General features: G+C 65.4%; 15 protein-coding genes. 10 read left to right on the top strand and 5 right to left on the bottom strand.

Going from position 1 to position 13,040, the window contains the following annotated elements:
• Positions 1–76 precede the first annotated feature (76 nt).
• From ACOQPH_RS03235 to ACOQPH_RS03220, 4 genes are all read right to left on the bottom strand, one after another.
• Complete coding sequence (locus tag ACOQPH_RS03235; RefSeq protein WP_420623307.1) at positions 77–1,051, bottom strand: quinone oxidoreductase family protein; 975 nt, start codon at positions 1,049–1,051, stop codon at positions 77–79.
• A gap of 80 nt (positions 1,052–1,131) precedes the next feature.
• On the bottom strand, positions 1,132–1,704 hold the full coding sequence (locus ACOQPH_RS03230) for a VOC family protein (protein WP_420623306.1): 573 nt from the start codon (positions 1,702–1,704) through the stop codon (positions 1,132–1,134).
• A gap of 108 nt (positions 1,705–1,812) precedes the next feature.
• The gene (locus ACOQPH_RS03225) at positions 1,813–2,052 is read right to left on the bottom strand and encodes a hypothetical protein (protein WP_420623305.1); all 240 of its coding nucleotides are present in this window, start codon (positions 2,050–2,052) and stop codon (positions 1,813–1,815) included.
• Positions 2,025–2,762, bottom strand: coding sequence for an LLM class flavin-dependent oxidoreductase (locus ACOQPH_RS03220; protein WP_420623304.1), 738 nt, complete (start codon positions 2,760–2,762; stop codon positions 2,025–2,027). Before ACOQPH_RS03220 ends, ACOQPH_RS03225 begins: the two co-directional genes overlap by 28 nt.
• A gap of 172 nt (positions 2,763–2,934) precedes the next feature.
• Between ACOQPH_RS03220 and ACOQPH_RS03215 the strand changes: the two genes are divergently transcribed.
• Both ACOQPH_RS03215 and ACOQPH_RS03210 read left to right on the top strand, forming a co-directional pair.
• Positions 2,935–3,360 carry a GlcG/HbpS family heme-binding protein gene (locus tag ACOQPH_RS03215; protein ID WP_420623303.1) on the top strand — a complete coding sequence of 142 codons (426 nt, stop codon included), beginning with the start codon at positions 2,935–2,937 and terminating at the stop codon, positions 3,358–3,360.
• A gap of 95 nt (positions 3,361–3,455) precedes the next feature.
• Positions 3,456–4,364 (top strand): IS982 family transposase, encoded by a 909-nt coding sequence (locus ACOQPH_RS03210; RefSeq protein ID WP_420622806.1) that lies wholly within the window; start codon positions 3,456–3,458, stop codon positions 4,362–4,364.
• 46 nt (positions 4,365–4,410) lie between these two features.
• Here ACOQPH_RS03210 and ACOQPH_RS03205 read toward each other — a convergent pair whose 3' ends face one another.
• On the bottom strand, positions 4,411–5,136 hold the full coding sequence (locus ACOQPH_RS03205; protein WP_420623302.1) for a hypothetical protein: 726 nt from the start codon (positions 5,134–5,136) through the stop codon (positions 4,411–4,413).
• Between the two features lie 336 nt (positions 5,137–5,472).
• Between ACOQPH_RS03205 and ACOQPH_RS03200 the strand changes: the two genes are divergently transcribed.
• From ACOQPH_RS03200 to ACOQPH_RS03165, 8 genes are all read left to right on the top strand, one after another.
• Complete coding sequence (locus tag ACOQPH_RS03200; RefSeq protein ID WP_420623301.1) at positions 5,473–6,936, top strand: ABC transporter substrate-binding protein; 1,464 nt, start codon at positions 5,473–5,475, stop codon at positions 6,934–6,936.
• Positions 6,937–6,981: 45 nt separating this feature from the next.
• Entirely contained in the window at positions 6,982–7,908 is a 927-nt protein-coding gene (locus ACOQPH_RS03195; RefSeq protein WP_420623300.1) for a branched-chain amino acid ABC transporter permease, read from the top strand.
• A gap of 32 nt (positions 7,909–7,940) precedes the next feature.
• The gene (locus ACOQPH_RS03190; protein WP_420623299.1) at positions 7,941–8,930 is read left to right on the top strand and encodes a branched-chain amino acid ABC transporter permease; all 990 of its coding nucleotides are present in this window, start codon (positions 7,941–7,943) and stop codon (positions 8,928–8,930) included.
• Positions 8,927–9,643, top strand: a complete 717-nt coding sequence (locus ACOQPH_RS03185; protein WP_420623298.1) for an ABC transporter ATP-binding protein — start codon at positions 8,927–8,929, stop codon at positions 9,641–9,643. The genes ACOQPH_RS03190 and ACOQPH_RS03185 overlap by 4 nt, the downstream gene beginning before the upstream one ends.
• 2 nt (positions 9,644–9,645) lie before the next feature.
• Positions 9,646–10,404 carry an ABC transporter ATP-binding protein gene (locus ACOQPH_RS03180; RefSeq protein ID WP_420623297.1) on the top strand — a complete coding sequence of 253 codons (759 nt, stop codon included), beginning with the start codon at positions 9,646–9,648 and terminating at the stop codon, positions 10,402–10,404.
• Between the two features lie 118 nt (positions 10,405–10,522).
• On the top strand, positions 10,523–11,830 hold the full coding sequence (locus ACOQPH_RS03175) for an alkyl sulfatase dimerization domain-containing protein (protein WP_420623296.1): 1,308 nt from the start codon (positions 10,523–10,525) through the stop codon (positions 11,828–11,830).
• 317 nt (positions 11,831–12,147) lie between these two features.
• A complete protein-coding gene (locus tag ACOQPH_RS03170; RefSeq protein WP_420623295.1) occupies positions 12,148–12,468 on the top strand; it encodes a DUF5678 domain-containing protein in 321 nt (106 codons plus the stop codon).
• 92 nt (positions 12,469–12,560) lie between these two features.
• Complete coding sequence (locus tag ACOQPH_RS03165) at positions 12,561–12,896, top strand: hypothetical protein (protein WP_420623294.1); 336 nt, start codon at positions 12,561–12,563, stop codon at positions 12,894–12,896.
• Positions 12,897–13,040: the final 144 nt, after the last annotated feature.

Here is a 13,040-nt window from a genome sequence, read left to right as displayed (position 1 = left end):
CAGCACGGCGGGCAGCAGCAAGGTCCGGAGCAGCCTGAGCGCAGTGCCCACGGGCACCGCGAACACCGCGGTGGATTCAGGCTGAGGGAATGAGCAGGACCTTGCCGGTCGTTGCCCTGCCTTGCAGGGCCTCGTGCGCGCTGCGCGCGTCGGCCAAGGGGAAGCGCGCACCGATGCGCACATCGAGGCGACCTTCGGCGATCCATCCGAACAGGTCGTTGGCGCGACCTTCGAGCTCGTCGCGGGTCGCGGTGTGATCGGCGAGCGTCGGCCGCGTCAGAAACAGCGATCCACCCGTTGACAGCCGCAGCGGAGCCATCGGCGGCACCGGTCCCGATGCGTTGCCGAACGTGGCCATTGTCCCCCGCGGCCGCAGGACCTCCAAGCCCCGGTCGAACGTGTCAGCGCCGACCCCGTCGTAGATCACGTCGAGCGGCCGGGGACCGGCGATCCGTTCGACAGCGTCGCCGAAGTCTTCGTCGCGGTAGTTGATGACGTGATCGGCGCCGGCGCCGGTGGCCAGCTCGGCCTTGTCCTGCGTGCCGACCGTCGTGAAGACCTCGGCGCCCCGCATCTTCGCAATCTGAATGAGCAGGAGTCCAACACCGCCGGCGCCAGCGTGGATCAGGCATCGATGGCCCGACTCCAGCGGGAAGGTCGAGCACGCCAGGAAGTGAGCGGTCATGCCCTGCAACATCGTCGCGGCACCCAACTCGGTGCTGACCCCATCGGGCAGCACGACCGCCACCCGAGCCGGCACCTGGGCCCTCTGGGCGTACGAGCCGATGCTCGAGGTCCATGCCACCCGGTCGCCGACAGCGAGCCCTTCGACGCCCTCGCCGACCTCCGCAACGATGCCCGCGCCTTCGACACCGGCAATGAACGGCAACGGCATCGGGTACAGACCGCTGCGATGATAGGTGTCGATGAAGTTGACGCCGGCCGCGTCGATGTCGACGACGAGCGTCCCCGCCTCGGCGACTGGGTCGTCGACTTCGGTCCAAACGAGGGCCTCGGGACCGCCCGGTTCAGTTACTCGTATTGCGCGCATCGGGATCTCCTACGAACGCGCCACGGTCACGGGGTTGTGGCGCGGTTGGACGTGACGAGGCAAGCCGGACCTGGCCGAACTCAGCTGGCGTCGAAGTTGGTCTCGTACTCGGTGGTATCGACCAGCAGGTCTTCTTCGGGCAGAATCTTGGCGTAGTTGAGCGCACCGTTGATGTCGTGATCCCAGACCTCGGCCGGCAGCTCGTAGAGCACTTCGACGCCGTAGCCGTTGGGATCGTTGACGTAGACGCTGTGGGTCATGCCATGGTCGACTCGCAGGTTCATCGGGACGTCGTTCTCCTTGAGGAACTGCACCTGCTCCAACCAGGACTCCCGGTCGGGATAGGAGATGGCGATGTGGTTCACCGCGCATGCGCTCTCGAACATGTCCCACTGCTCGGGCGGCGCCGGAAGGTTCGGAAGCTCGACCAAGGCAACGTCGTGGTGATTCACATCATCGATCACACCGCTGTAGAACTGCATCTTCACGGGGGGGACGTCATACTTCTCCGAATCCAAGGCGCCGACCTGCCTGAAGCCCAGCAGGTTGCACCAGAAGTGATGCGACTCCTCCATATTGCGGACGTTCAGCACTAGGTGGTTTAGGCCCCGAGGCGTGACCGCAGTGCTGCGCTTCTTGATGGTTTCGCTCATGGGCTACCCCCGCTCGAGAGGACATTCGGCCGGCACCTAGAACCGACCGCAGCTTCCGTTCCCCGAGCCTAGCCCCACTCGCCTGTGCACCGAGAAACCTGACTGCGCTCAGAGCGCCTCGAGTCGAGGCTTGACCTCCGCAGCGATCCACTCAGGGATCGTGTCGTCCTCATGGCAGAAATGCTCGAACACCACCTCATCGAGACCGAGATCACGCAACTGCCCGACCTGGTCGACAAGTTCCTCCACCGAACCGCGCCACGGTCCGTGGCCGGCTGCGATGGCGTCCTCCTGGCTGATGCCCGAGCCCTCGGGAGCCATCATGTCCCAGAAGCGTTGCAGCGCCATCCCTTCTTGGTGCTCATCGGGGCCGATCGTGGCGAAGATGAGCATCGAGCGGCGGATGTCCGCGGGTCGCGGCCGAAGTCCTCGCAGTGCGCCGCTAGGGCCTCGTTGGCGGCGCGGTAGTCGTCGAGGTCGAGTGGCATGGCATTCCACTCGTATGCGTGCTCGGCGGCGATGCGCAGCGTGCGCCGCGGCCCGGTACCCCCGATGAGGATCGGCGGGCGTCCCGCGGGCGGGTGGGGCTTCGAGTTCGTGCCGATGATCCGGTAGTGGGTGCCCTCGAACGTGCCCGACTCGGAGTACCACAGCTCCTTCATGAGCGCTATCGCCTCTTCGAGACGGTCGTAGCGCTCGGGGCCTGGCGGGAAGTCGATCCCGTAGATCTCGTGTTCGTCGGGGTACCAGCCCGCGCCGAGGCCCATGACGAAGCGCCCGTCGGCCAGCGAGTCGAGCTGCTGAGCCATCCGCCCGACGTTCACCGGCTGACGGAAGGTGACTGGTGTCACCAACGGGCCGAAGCGGATCCGTTCGGTCTCCTGCGCAGCCATCACGAACGACAGGTAGACGTCGATGGCGTCCTTCTGCTTGCCGTTGAAGTAGTGGTCGGACCGGAACAGCGAATTGAATTCCAGCCGCTCGATGAGCTGACAGATATGGCGCCACCGCTCCCATCCCAGCGGTGTGGCCTCTCCGATGATGATGCCGACATCCATGGCTCGCTCCCCCTGCCGGCAGGCACCGTTTCTGTCACCCAGACCGGTCACCCGGGCCGGTCACCCAGGCCGGTCACCCAGGAGGGCGATGCGCTGCGCTGTGCGTGCGAGCCGGAGCGTAGTCTCGGCGCGGTTCACCTAGAAGAGGCCCCACCGGAAGCTGGAATTCGCCATGGCTGACACCGCTGACACCCGCTCACTGACACTCGCAGGCGCCCGCAAGGCGCTCGATGCCGCGCTGGCCAAGGCCGAGGCCATGGGTAGGCGGTTCTGCATTGCCGTGACCGACCCCTCAGGCGAGCCGATTGCCACTGCCCGCATGGATGGCGCGCCTCGGCTGTCGGCTGGCATCGCCCTCAACAAGGCCTACACGGTCGCCGGCATTGGCGGCATGCCCAGCGGCAACTGGTGGAATCTCATCAAGGACGAACCCGCGCTGGTGCACGGCATCACGCACACGCCGCGGCTCATCGTGTTCGGCGGTGGTGTCGGGATCTTCGTTGACGGTGCCCTGGTGGGGGCCATCGGCGCCTCAGGCGGCTCAGCCGATGAGGACACCGAGGTGGCCCAAGCCGGCGCCGACGCCCTCGCTAACTAGATGATTAGTTCCAAGGGGTCGGGTCCACCGGTTGTGGGGTGAGGGTGTCCAAGCTCGGGGTGTGTATTCACGCTTCGATCTTGGAGGTTCTCAGCATGGGCCCGGACTTGGACACCCTCGCGACCGCACTGTATGTGAGGATCGATGACCTGTTGGCGCAGAACCCTGGGTGGGCTCCGCGGCGGCCTGTGGTGGGGTTCGCCCCGAAGCTGTCGGACGCGGAGCTGGTCACCTTGGCGGTGATCTCGGCGCTGCTGGGCTATGACAACGAGTCGCAGTTCGTGCGCTACGCGAGAGCGCATCTGGGGCCGTGGTTCCCGTATCTGCCCAACCGCGACGGCTACAACAAGCGGCTGCGGCGCAGCGCCGAGATGATCGCTCGTGTCATGGGATGGCTCGCACGCGAGTGCGAGTCGTGGCACGACGACGTGTGGCTGGTGGACTCCACCCCGGTCGAGTGCGGCACCAGCCGCGAGACCCAAAAGCGCTCTGACCTCGCGGGATGGGCCCAATACGGCTACTGCGCGTCGCATTCCCGCTGGTTCTGGGGCTTGCGGCTGCATCTTGTGGCCACCCCGGCGGGGCTGCCGATCGCGTTCGCTCTCGCCGGCGCGAAAGCCGACGAACGCGACGTCTGCGCCGACATGATCGACGCCGCCGGGATCGCCCGGCCGGGCCAGACCCTCATCGCCGACAACCGCTACCGCTCTGCTGCGTTCGAAGCCGACCTCAACGACGTCGGCATCACCGTGCTGCGCCCCGCCACCCGATCCGAGGCCCCACGGCCCGGCGCCAGATTCCTGCGGCCCCTGCGCCAGATCATCGAATCGATCAACCAGACCCTCAAAGGCCAGCTCAGCCTCGAACGCCACAAAGGCCGCACCAAAGCCGGCGTCGCCGCGCGCATCGGCGCCCGGCTCCTCGCCCTCACGGCCGCCATCTGGCACAACGAGACCTACCACCGAACACGCCCCAGCCGCTCACTCACCGCCTACGACCACTAAACCCTTGGAACTAATCATCTAGGTCAGCCCGGCTAGCGCAGCCAGCTCAACCCTGGCGCTTGGCCAGCCACTCCTCGAACTCGGGGCGCCGGTCCTTCGCGATCGGGAACACGCCGATCGAGCTCTCGCCCGCAGCGACCCGCTCGATGGCCCACTCTTCTTCGATCTCCTGGGCGTAGGAGTCGTTGGCGACTTCGGGGGCCAGCAGCGCCGGGATCACTACGGCGCCTTCGCCGTCGCCCACGATGATGTCGCCCGGAAGCACGGTGACGCCAGCACAGGCGATCGGCACCTGGTGATCGAGCGGTGTGTGGAGCCGGCCAAGCGTCGCGGCGTGGGACGACTGGTGGTACACGGGCAGGCCGACCTCGGCCACGGCGGGCGTGTCGCGCAGCGCGCCGTCGGTGATGAAACCGGCGCCGCCGAGTTGCTTCACTCGCATAGAGAAGATGTCACCGATCGTTCCGGCATGCGGCTCGCCCCGGGCTTCGACAATCAGCACCTCTTCGGGCTCGATCGATTCGACGGCCTGGCGCTGCGCGTTCGGTCCCTGATGGCGCCGCTCGAAGTCTTCACGCTTGGGCACGAAGCGAAGCGTGTGTGCATAGCCGAGCATTCGCTGCCCCTCGTTGAGCGGCCGCAGCCCGTTGAGGAAGCTGTTCTGCATTCCCCGCCGCTGCATCTGGCCCGCCAGCGTGGCGGTCGACACGGCGTTGAACTTCATGCGCATGTCGTCGGTGAGCGCTATCGGGCGGAATTCTGCGTCGGCCATGGGTTCCCCTTTGTATTGCCCGATCGGGCTTTTCTCATGCTGCGCGTTGACTGGCTTCGCGCTGGCAGCAATGTAGCCAAGCCCACCATGCGTTGAACCGTTGTGCCCCTTGACAGGCTGTAAGAACTCGAGTGCGTGGGCTGCAATCTTGGCTCCTCTTCCTCGGGCAACCGCCCCAGATACAGCACATTTGCCGAGTGGGCTCAATTCTTCAAACCGACTTATACTCCGCGCTGGGCGGGGTCCGACATCTCGCTCGCTGGGGGCGCGGGCTCGAAAGAGGCCTGGTTCCCTTCCGGGCGAGATCCCGGGCGCCACACGGAGGGGGGAGCACCCATGCTTCGCAAACTGACATCAATCGCGTTCGTGTTCGTACTCGTAGCCGCAGCCTGCGGAAGCGATGACGACACCGATGCGGACGACGCGGAGGCGCCTGCCGCCACCGAGGCGATGGCCGACGATTCCGGCGATGACATGGCCGACGACGACATGGCCGACGACGACATGGCCGACGACGACATGGCCGACGACGACATGGCCGACGACGACATGGCCGAAGGCGACCATCTCGCGTGCGGTCTCGGAAACGGTCAGCAAGCGACCGGTGAACCGATCGTCATCGGCAACGTGACCACCTCCGTTCCCGGCATCGACTTCTCGACGGGTCCGCTCATGATGAAGGCGTTCTTCGACTGCGTGAACGCCAATGGCGGCATTCACGGCCGCCCGCTGGAGATGGTCTGGGAGAACGACAACTTGAATCCTGCGGACGCTGCGGCGGCTGCTCGTAAGCTGGTCGAAACCGACCAGGTCGTGGCCCTCGCTGGAGGCTTCTCGATCCTGGACTGCCCGGTCAACGCCGGCTACTACGAGGAGCAGGGCTACAAAGTCATCGTCTCAGGAGTGCCGGCGGCGTGCTTCAGCTCGCCGAACATCGCTGCGACCAACATGGGACCCGCCTACTCGGCACTCGGTGCGGCCCAGGCAGTGGTGGCCAAGGGCGCAGCTGGCAAGGTCGTGACCACAACTGGCATCACGCCCACCTCGCACTACTACAACTCGCTGGCTGGCATCTACGTCCAGCAACATGGTCTCGAGTGGGAAGACGTGCAGCACGAGCTGCCGCTCTCCGATGCCACGTCGATTGTGCTTGACCTGGTCAACCGAGCCGGCGACGGCGGCGGGGTGATCCTCAACTTCACGCCGCCGGAGGGTTTGAAGATCCTGAAGGCCGCCGAGGAGCAGGGTCTGATTGACCGGGTTCTCTGGGGTTCGTCCACGCCACTGAACGACAGCTCAGTAGCGGTTGCGCTCGGCCCTGCTTGGGAAGGCAACATCAACGTCAACGCCGAGTTCAGCCTGCTTGACGATCCTCGCCCGGACGTGGAGCTGTACCGGCAGGTGACGGCCCAGTTCAACCCCGACCCGACGCTCGGCAGCTTCCAGCAGATGGGCTTCGTGGCCGGCCAGATCCTCGTGCACGCCCTGCTTGAAATGGACCCGGCCGACCTGGACGACCCGGTAGCGGTCAACGCAGCGATCGGCGCGGTCGCCAACTTCGAGACCGACCACCTGTGCAAGCCGTGGTACTTCGGCGGCCTGCCACTTGGCAATGTGCCCAACAACTGGGACTACAACGTGGTGCCCAACGGCGTCGACCGCATGGTGGACGACAGCGGCTGCTTCGAGATTGCCGAGGTCGATCCGATCCTCATCGCCGTGCGCGACGCGGAGCGGGCCGGCGGCCTCACTGCGGACGAGCCGAACAACTGGACGGGCGGCTTGGGCTCCGGCGGCTGATCCGCCCTCTCTACGACCCGAAATACACCGCATACATCGCTTCGGATGCCCGGCACTTCGATACTGCTGCCCTTCATCATCCAGGGCTTGGCATTCGGCGCGATGTATGCGGTGACCGGGACGAGCATCGTCGTCCTGTACCGCACCACCGGTGTGGTGAACCTGGCGTTCGGGGCCATCGGTTCGATGGGCGTCCACATCGTGTGGTCGCTGATGGGCGGATCGCTGATCCTGCCCGAGCCCCGGGCATCGGGATTCGCGATCCTGCTGTACCCCGCGCTCGTGGGCGTTTGCGCGCTGATCTTCCTGTTCTACGGATGGTTCTTGGCGCCATTGCTCGACCGGCGTGACGCGCTCGCCAAGTCGCTTGGCACGGTGGCGCTTGCGCTGTTCCTGATGGGGATCATGAAAGAGCGCTGGGACACTTCCAAGCCGCGCTCCATGCACTTCCCCAACTCGACGTTCAAGATCGGCGGCACAGTGGTGACGACCACCCAGGTAGTGGCGCTGCTGTTCGCTCTCGCAGTCGTGATTGTCGTGGGGATCTACCTGAAGCGCACAGAAACCGGCACGGCGATGCGGGCCATCGCGAACAACCGCGAGACGTCGGGCCTGTTGGGCGTCCCGGTGCGGCGCGTCGAGGCAATGGCATGGTTTGGCGCGGGCATCCTGTGCGGCTGCGTGTTCCTGCTGCTGCCGTCGCTGTTCAAGAGCATGGACCAAGCCACGCTCACCTGGTTCGTGATCCCGGCATTGGCCGGCGCCATCGTCGGCCAGCTGCGATCGCTGTGGATCACCTTCGGCGCCAGCCTCCTGATCGGCGTGGTTGAGTCGGTGCTGACGCCGTTCCACGGAAATCTGCAATTCCTGGCGACCTACCGCCGGCTCACCCCTGTTGTGATCTCAGTGGTTGCGATCTTGTGGATCTCGCGCCGGCGAACCGTCGTGCTGGCCGGCAGGGAGATGACGTGATGGCCAGCGCCGTCGGGCGTGTGCTCTCTCACATGGCGCGCACTACCGGGCGCGTGCAGTCGCATCGGGCATTCCAGCCGGCAATCGTCATCGCGCTGTTTGTCTTCGCCATGTTCGCGATGCCGTCGTTCTTCGACGCTACGTGGATCCACAACTTCACCCAGATGGCGATCTTCTCGATGGTGGCAGCCAGCGTGGGAATGCTGTATGGCCGGGTGGGTCTGGTGTCACTCGGCCAGGTTGCCCCCTATGGCATTGGCACCTGGATCACAGTTCGGCTGGCGTTCGCAACCGATGTCCCCTACCCGTTGCTCATGATCGTGGGCGGCATCGGCGCCGCCGTCATCGGCGTGCTCATCGGCCTGCCTGCGCTGCGAGTCAGCGGGCTGTATTTGGCGCTGGTCACGCTCATGCTGGCGGTGGGGGTCGAGATCCTCCTGTTCCAATTGAAGCTGCCCAACGGCGGCAGCGGCTTTCGCGGTGTCGCAGCGTCGCTCACTGCAATCACGCCGGTGCGGCGACCGGCCTTCGCCCAGACCGACGTTGCCTACTTCCGGTTCGCCGTGGTGGCTGCCTTCATCGTCTTCATGGTGGCGGTGGCCTTCCTCGCAACCAAGCCGGGACGCGCCTGGGCGTCGGTGCGCCAGAGCGAGCCCTCCGCGCTGGCTTCAGGCATCGACATCACCCGCTACAAGCTGATCGCGTTTGGCCTCGCGGCGTTCATGGCCGGCGTGGCGGGTGGATTGTTCGCCGGCCACGTGCAGAACTCGATCGGCATCAACCAGTTCAACCGGCAGGCCGCGCTGCTCCTCATCGCGGTCGTGCTCATGGGTGGCATCAACTCGCTGTGGGGTGCTCTGCTTGCAGCCTTCTTCGCCAAGATCATGCTCGACTTCCTGACCCAGAACGTCATCGGTCACCAGTTCTGGAACGACTTCGCCCTGACCATCTTCGGCATCGGTCTCATGATCAACCTCATCCAGACGACGAAGTCGATGGAAAAGAAGGGCCTGCTCGAGTGATCGAGATCACCGATCTGAGCGTGCAGTTCGGCGGCGTCCGCTCGCTCGACGAGGTGACGCTCACGTTTCCCGACGGCACGTGCGGGTTGATCGGCCCCAATGGCGCCGGCAAGACGACGCTGTTCAACGTGCTGTCGGGCTTCGTGACGCCGGTTGCTGGCCGCGTCGAGATCGACGACGTAGACCTGCTTTCGATGACCGACTACCGGCGAGCGCGCTGGGGGGTGCGACGCACGTTTCAGACCGTGCAGACCATCGAGAGCCTGACCGTGTACGAGAACGTGCGGACAGTCCACGAGCACGCCTCTGGGGGTTCGCGCTCCGAACGGCAAGATGCGGTCGACGACGTCCTGTCATTCGTCGGGTTGACCGATGTACGAGATGAGATAGTGCGCACGCTGCCACAGCGCGACCGGCGCTTCATCGAGGTTGCGCGGGCCATCGTGGGAGAGCCGAGGGTGGTTCTGCTCGACGAACCCGCAGCAGGTCTGCCCGAGGAGGAGACTGAGCAGCTGGCCGCGATCATCCGCAATGTTCCCCGACGAACAGGTGCCACCGTGATCCTGGTCGACCACGACATGTCGCTGGTGCAGGCGTGCTGCGAGTGGACGGCGGTGCTCGACTTCGGCCGACTCGTTGCCGCCGGGCCGACTGCCGAAGTGCTGCGCGACGAGCGGGTCCTGGCCGCTTACGTCGGCGACGAGGAGACGTGACGATGTCTGACGGCACTGTGGCTGAAGCCGCCGTCTCCGCCAGCGCGGGGTGCAGCCTGGTACTCACCGATCTGACCGTCGATCGGGGCGGGCGGCCGGTGGTTCACGACGTTGCCATCGAAGTGCCGCCGGGCGAGATCACGACGATGCTCGGGCCAAACGGTGCCGGCAAGTCAAGCATTGCGGCCGCCATCGCCGGGCTGGCCCGGGTGCGCTCTGGCCACGTCACCATGGCGGGCGTCGACATCACCAACTGGCGGCCCGAGCGGGTGCGTCACGCCGGGGTATCGGTGGTTCCCGAGGGTCGTCGCCTGCTGACCGATCTGACCGTGGCCGACAACATGCGGGTGGCGACCTACTCGCTGGACGCCGAGGCTGCCGAGGATGGAATCGAATACGCAAGGTCGCTGTTTCCCGAACTGGACCGTCGCTGGGAGTACTTCGGACGCCTGCTGTCGGGAGGCGAGCAGCAGATGGTGGTGCTGGCCCAAGCGCTGGTGTCGCGGCCGAAGGTGCTCGTTGTGGACGAGCTGTCGCTGGGGTTGGCGCCGATCGTGGTGAAGCGGCTCACGCCAGTGCTCGCCCAAGTGGCCGACAGCGGCGTCGCTGTGCTGTTGATCGAGCAGTTCGCGCAGGTCGCCCTCGGGCTGGCCACCAAGGCGTACGTGCTCGAAGGCGGGCGGATTCGCTACGACGGCAGCGCCGAGGACCTGATCGAGCGACCCGACGTGCTGCACTCGGCGTACTTGCTGCGCGACTGACGCATCAGTGGCCGAGACCGAACGGCCATCGAGAACGAAGCGCAGACCGTCACTCGAACCGGAAGCCGTCGAACCGGAAGCCGTCGAACCGTAAGCCGTCGAACTGAAAGGAAGTGTCGTGGCAACATCGAAGACCATCGACCCCATCGAGCTGTCGAGCCGGCTGATCGACACCGGCGTGGCCGACGAGCGGATCGTGCGGGTCGACAACGCACTCAGTGAGATCGACGACAACGTGGCCCTGATCGAGGCGTTCAGCAACATGGTCACCTTCGGCACCGACGACGGCTTGGTGTGCCTGGACGCCAGCGGGCCGTTCAGCGGAGCGGCGGTCGTGGACTCGCTGCGGGCCTGGTCCGCGGATCGCATCAACACGCTGCTGTACACCCATGGCCACATCGATCACGTGGGCGGCAGCGGTGCGCTCGCTGCCGATGCGGCCGAGCGCCGCCAGCCTTTGCCCGATGTTGTCGGGCACGACAACGTGATTCCGCGCTTCGAGCGCTACAACGCCACCAACGGCTACAACCTCATCATCAACCGGCGCCAGTTCGGACTCGGGCTGCGCCAGCGCGGGGTGGGCATCGCATTCGACGACGACAGCTTTCTGCCATCCAATGTGTTGTGGCCGACGCGCACCTACCGCACGCATGACTCGCTGTCGGTGGGAGGGCTCGACCTTGAGCTGCACCACGACAAGGGCGAGACCGACGATCACACGTGGGCGTGGGTGCCCTCGCACCGGGCGATCTGCCCCGGCGACCTCGTGGCGTGGGTTTTTCCCAACGCCGGCAACCCCCAGAAGGTGCAGCGCTACCCGCTGGAGTGGGCTCGGGCGCTGCGCCGCATGGACGCCCTCGAACCTGAGCTGCTGATCCCGGCGCACGGCCTCCCGGTGCGGGGCCGTGAACGAATCGGCACGGTGCTGCTGACACTGGCCGAGTCGCTGGAGACGCTGGTGAGCCAGACGATCGACCTCATGAACGAGGGCGCGTCCCTGGACGAGATCCTCCAGAGCGTTTCGCTGCCAGCGGAGTGGCTGGAGCGCCCCTGGATGAGGCCCGTCTACGACGAGCCCGAGTTCGTGATTCGCAACATCTGGCGCCAGTACGGGGGTTGGTGGGATCTCGACCCGGCGTATCTCAAGCCGTCGCCGAAGGCTGAGCTTGCCGGCGAGGTTGTGCGTCTCGGCGGCGGCGCCGAGGCGTTCGCATCGCGGGCCCAGGAGTTGGTCGAAGCCGGGAATCTGAAGCTGGCGTGTCACCTCATCGAGCTGGCCGTAGACGCTGACCCGACGTCCGCGAGCTTGCACGGCGTGCGTTCGGAGATCTACGAGGCTCGACGGGCGGCAGAGTCGTCGCTGATGTCGATCGGCATCTTCAGCGCCGCCGCCGCCGAGTCCCGCGATATCGCCGAGGGTGACTAGTCCTGCGCTCCCCCGGCGATGGCTTCGCAGAGTCGTTGCGGGGTGATCGGCGTGGTCAAGTGCCACACACCGAGGTGTGACGAGACTGCAGTGCAATCGGGATGCTGACGGGGATTCGCCAACGCGCCGGGCTGGTCAAAATCGCGCAACTGCTTGCGTTTCCGAATGTTCCCGGCTCTGGCAGAGGTGTGGGCGGTGCCTTCAGTAGGCTCGTGTTGTGAGAGGCGAGGAACAGGCCAGCATCAGGCATGGCTCCGACGCTCGCGGGTTGGTTGGCGCCATGCTCGCCTGCTGTGTCGATTCGGAGGTGAGATCAGGTGAGCACCGTCGTTTCTGAGGACCGAATTCGCGAGATGGTTGAATCTGTCGGCGGTCTGGAGGCCGTCCTTGAAGGCGAACGCCAGTTCAAAGCCGACCAGAATTACCTGGAGGACAACCGCGAACGCTTCAAGGAGCAGTACCCGGACCAGTGGATCGGAATCGTGCACCTGCGGGTCGTAGCGCACGGAGACACAGCGGACGACGTATTGGCAGCACTCCTCGAGGCCGATGAAGACATCAGCTGTGCTGTCCTGCACCATGCATGCGTTGAGGATTCCATCTGGCTGCTTGCCGAAGGGAGCCGGTGCGCCGCGTAAAGGGCGACTTCGGCAGATCAGACCGGCGCCCGTACGCAGTCGCACTCGTCGAATTGCCTCGACTTGGTGTCTCCGCCTATACGGATCTGCTGGTGGACACCGGCGCGGACTTCACATCCATCCATTGGGCCGACCGGCAAAGACTGCTGGACGCCAATGGCAGTCCTCTCCCCGAACACACGGCGTTCTCAGACCAAGGCGACGCATACGGCATTTCTGGCTCGCCTGTTGAATACGGCATCGAAGAGGCAGCGTTGTACTTCCGTACCGAAGACAACCAACTGCTGGTTCAGGTTGTCGACGCCAGAATCGCATCGGACGACGCGACCGCTGGGATTCCGTCATTGCTCGGACGCGACATCCTGAGCACGGCCCGCCTCGATTTCAACATGCCGGCCGGTCTACTCATGCTTGAGTGGCCGACCTAGGAGCGAAGCGAGACTCTCGACATCGTTGCTCGGGCGGCCCGTTCAGAGGCGTCCAGCTCGAGGCCTGAGCCGCACAAGGCTCGTCACCGTGATACGACGCGTCCATGACGGTCGCCTCGTGCCCAATGAGTGCTGCCGGTAAGT

This window comes from Candidatus Poriferisodalis sp., assembly GCF_965221945.1.
Taxonomy (GTDB): Bacteria; Actinomycetota; Acidimicrobiia; order Acidimicrobiales; family Poriferisodalaceae; genus Poriferisodalis.
The sequence above is the reverse complement of the archived record's forward strand: the minus strand, read 5'-3'. Positions and strand labels throughout refer to the sequence as shown.

Coding starts and splice junctions, on each gene's coding strand:
- ACOQPH_RS03215 (WP_420623303.1), top strand. CDS start 2,935: ATGGCTGACACCGCTGACACCCGCTCACTGACACTCGCAGGCGCCCGC.
- ACOQPH_RS03230 (WP_420623306.1), bottom strand. CDS start 1,704: ATGAGCGAAACCATCAAGAAGCGCAGCACTGCGGTCACGCCTCGGGGC.
- ACOQPH_RS03220 (WP_420623304.1), bottom strand. CDS start 2,762: ATGGATGTCGGCATCATCATCGGAGAGGCCACACCGCTGGGATGGGAG.
- ACOQPH_RS03225 (WP_420623305.1), bottom strand. CDS start 2,052: ATGGCGCTGCAACGCTTCTGGGACATGATGGCTCCCGAGGGCTCGGGC.
- ACOQPH_RS03200 (WP_420623301.1), top strand. CDS start 5,473: ATGCTTCGCAAACTGACATCAATCGCGTTCGTGTTCGTACTCGTAGCC.
- ACOQPH_RS03190 (WP_420623299.1), top strand. CDS start 7,941: ATGGCGCGCACTACCGGGCGCGTGCAGTCGCATCGGGCATTCCAGCCG.
- ACOQPH_RS03195 (WP_420623300.1), top strand. CDS start 6,982: ATGCCCGGCACTTCGATACTGCTGCCCTTCATCATCCAGGGCTTGGCA.
- ACOQPH_RS03205 (WP_420623302.1), bottom strand. CDS start 5,136: ATGGCCGACGCAGAATTCCGCCCGATAGCGCTCACCGACGACATGCGC.
- ACOQPH_RS03210 (WP_420622806.1), top strand. CDS start 3,456: ATGGGCCCGGACTTGGACACCCTCGCGACCGCACTGTATGTGAGGATC.
- ACOQPH_RS03180 (WP_420623297.1), top strand. CDS start 9,646: ATGTCTGACGGCACTGTGGCTGAAGCCGCCGTCTCCGCCAGCGCGGGG.
- ACOQPH_RS03235 (WP_420623307.1), bottom strand. CDS start 1,051: ATGCGCGCAATACGAGTAACTGAACCGGGCGGTCCCGAGGCCCTCGTT.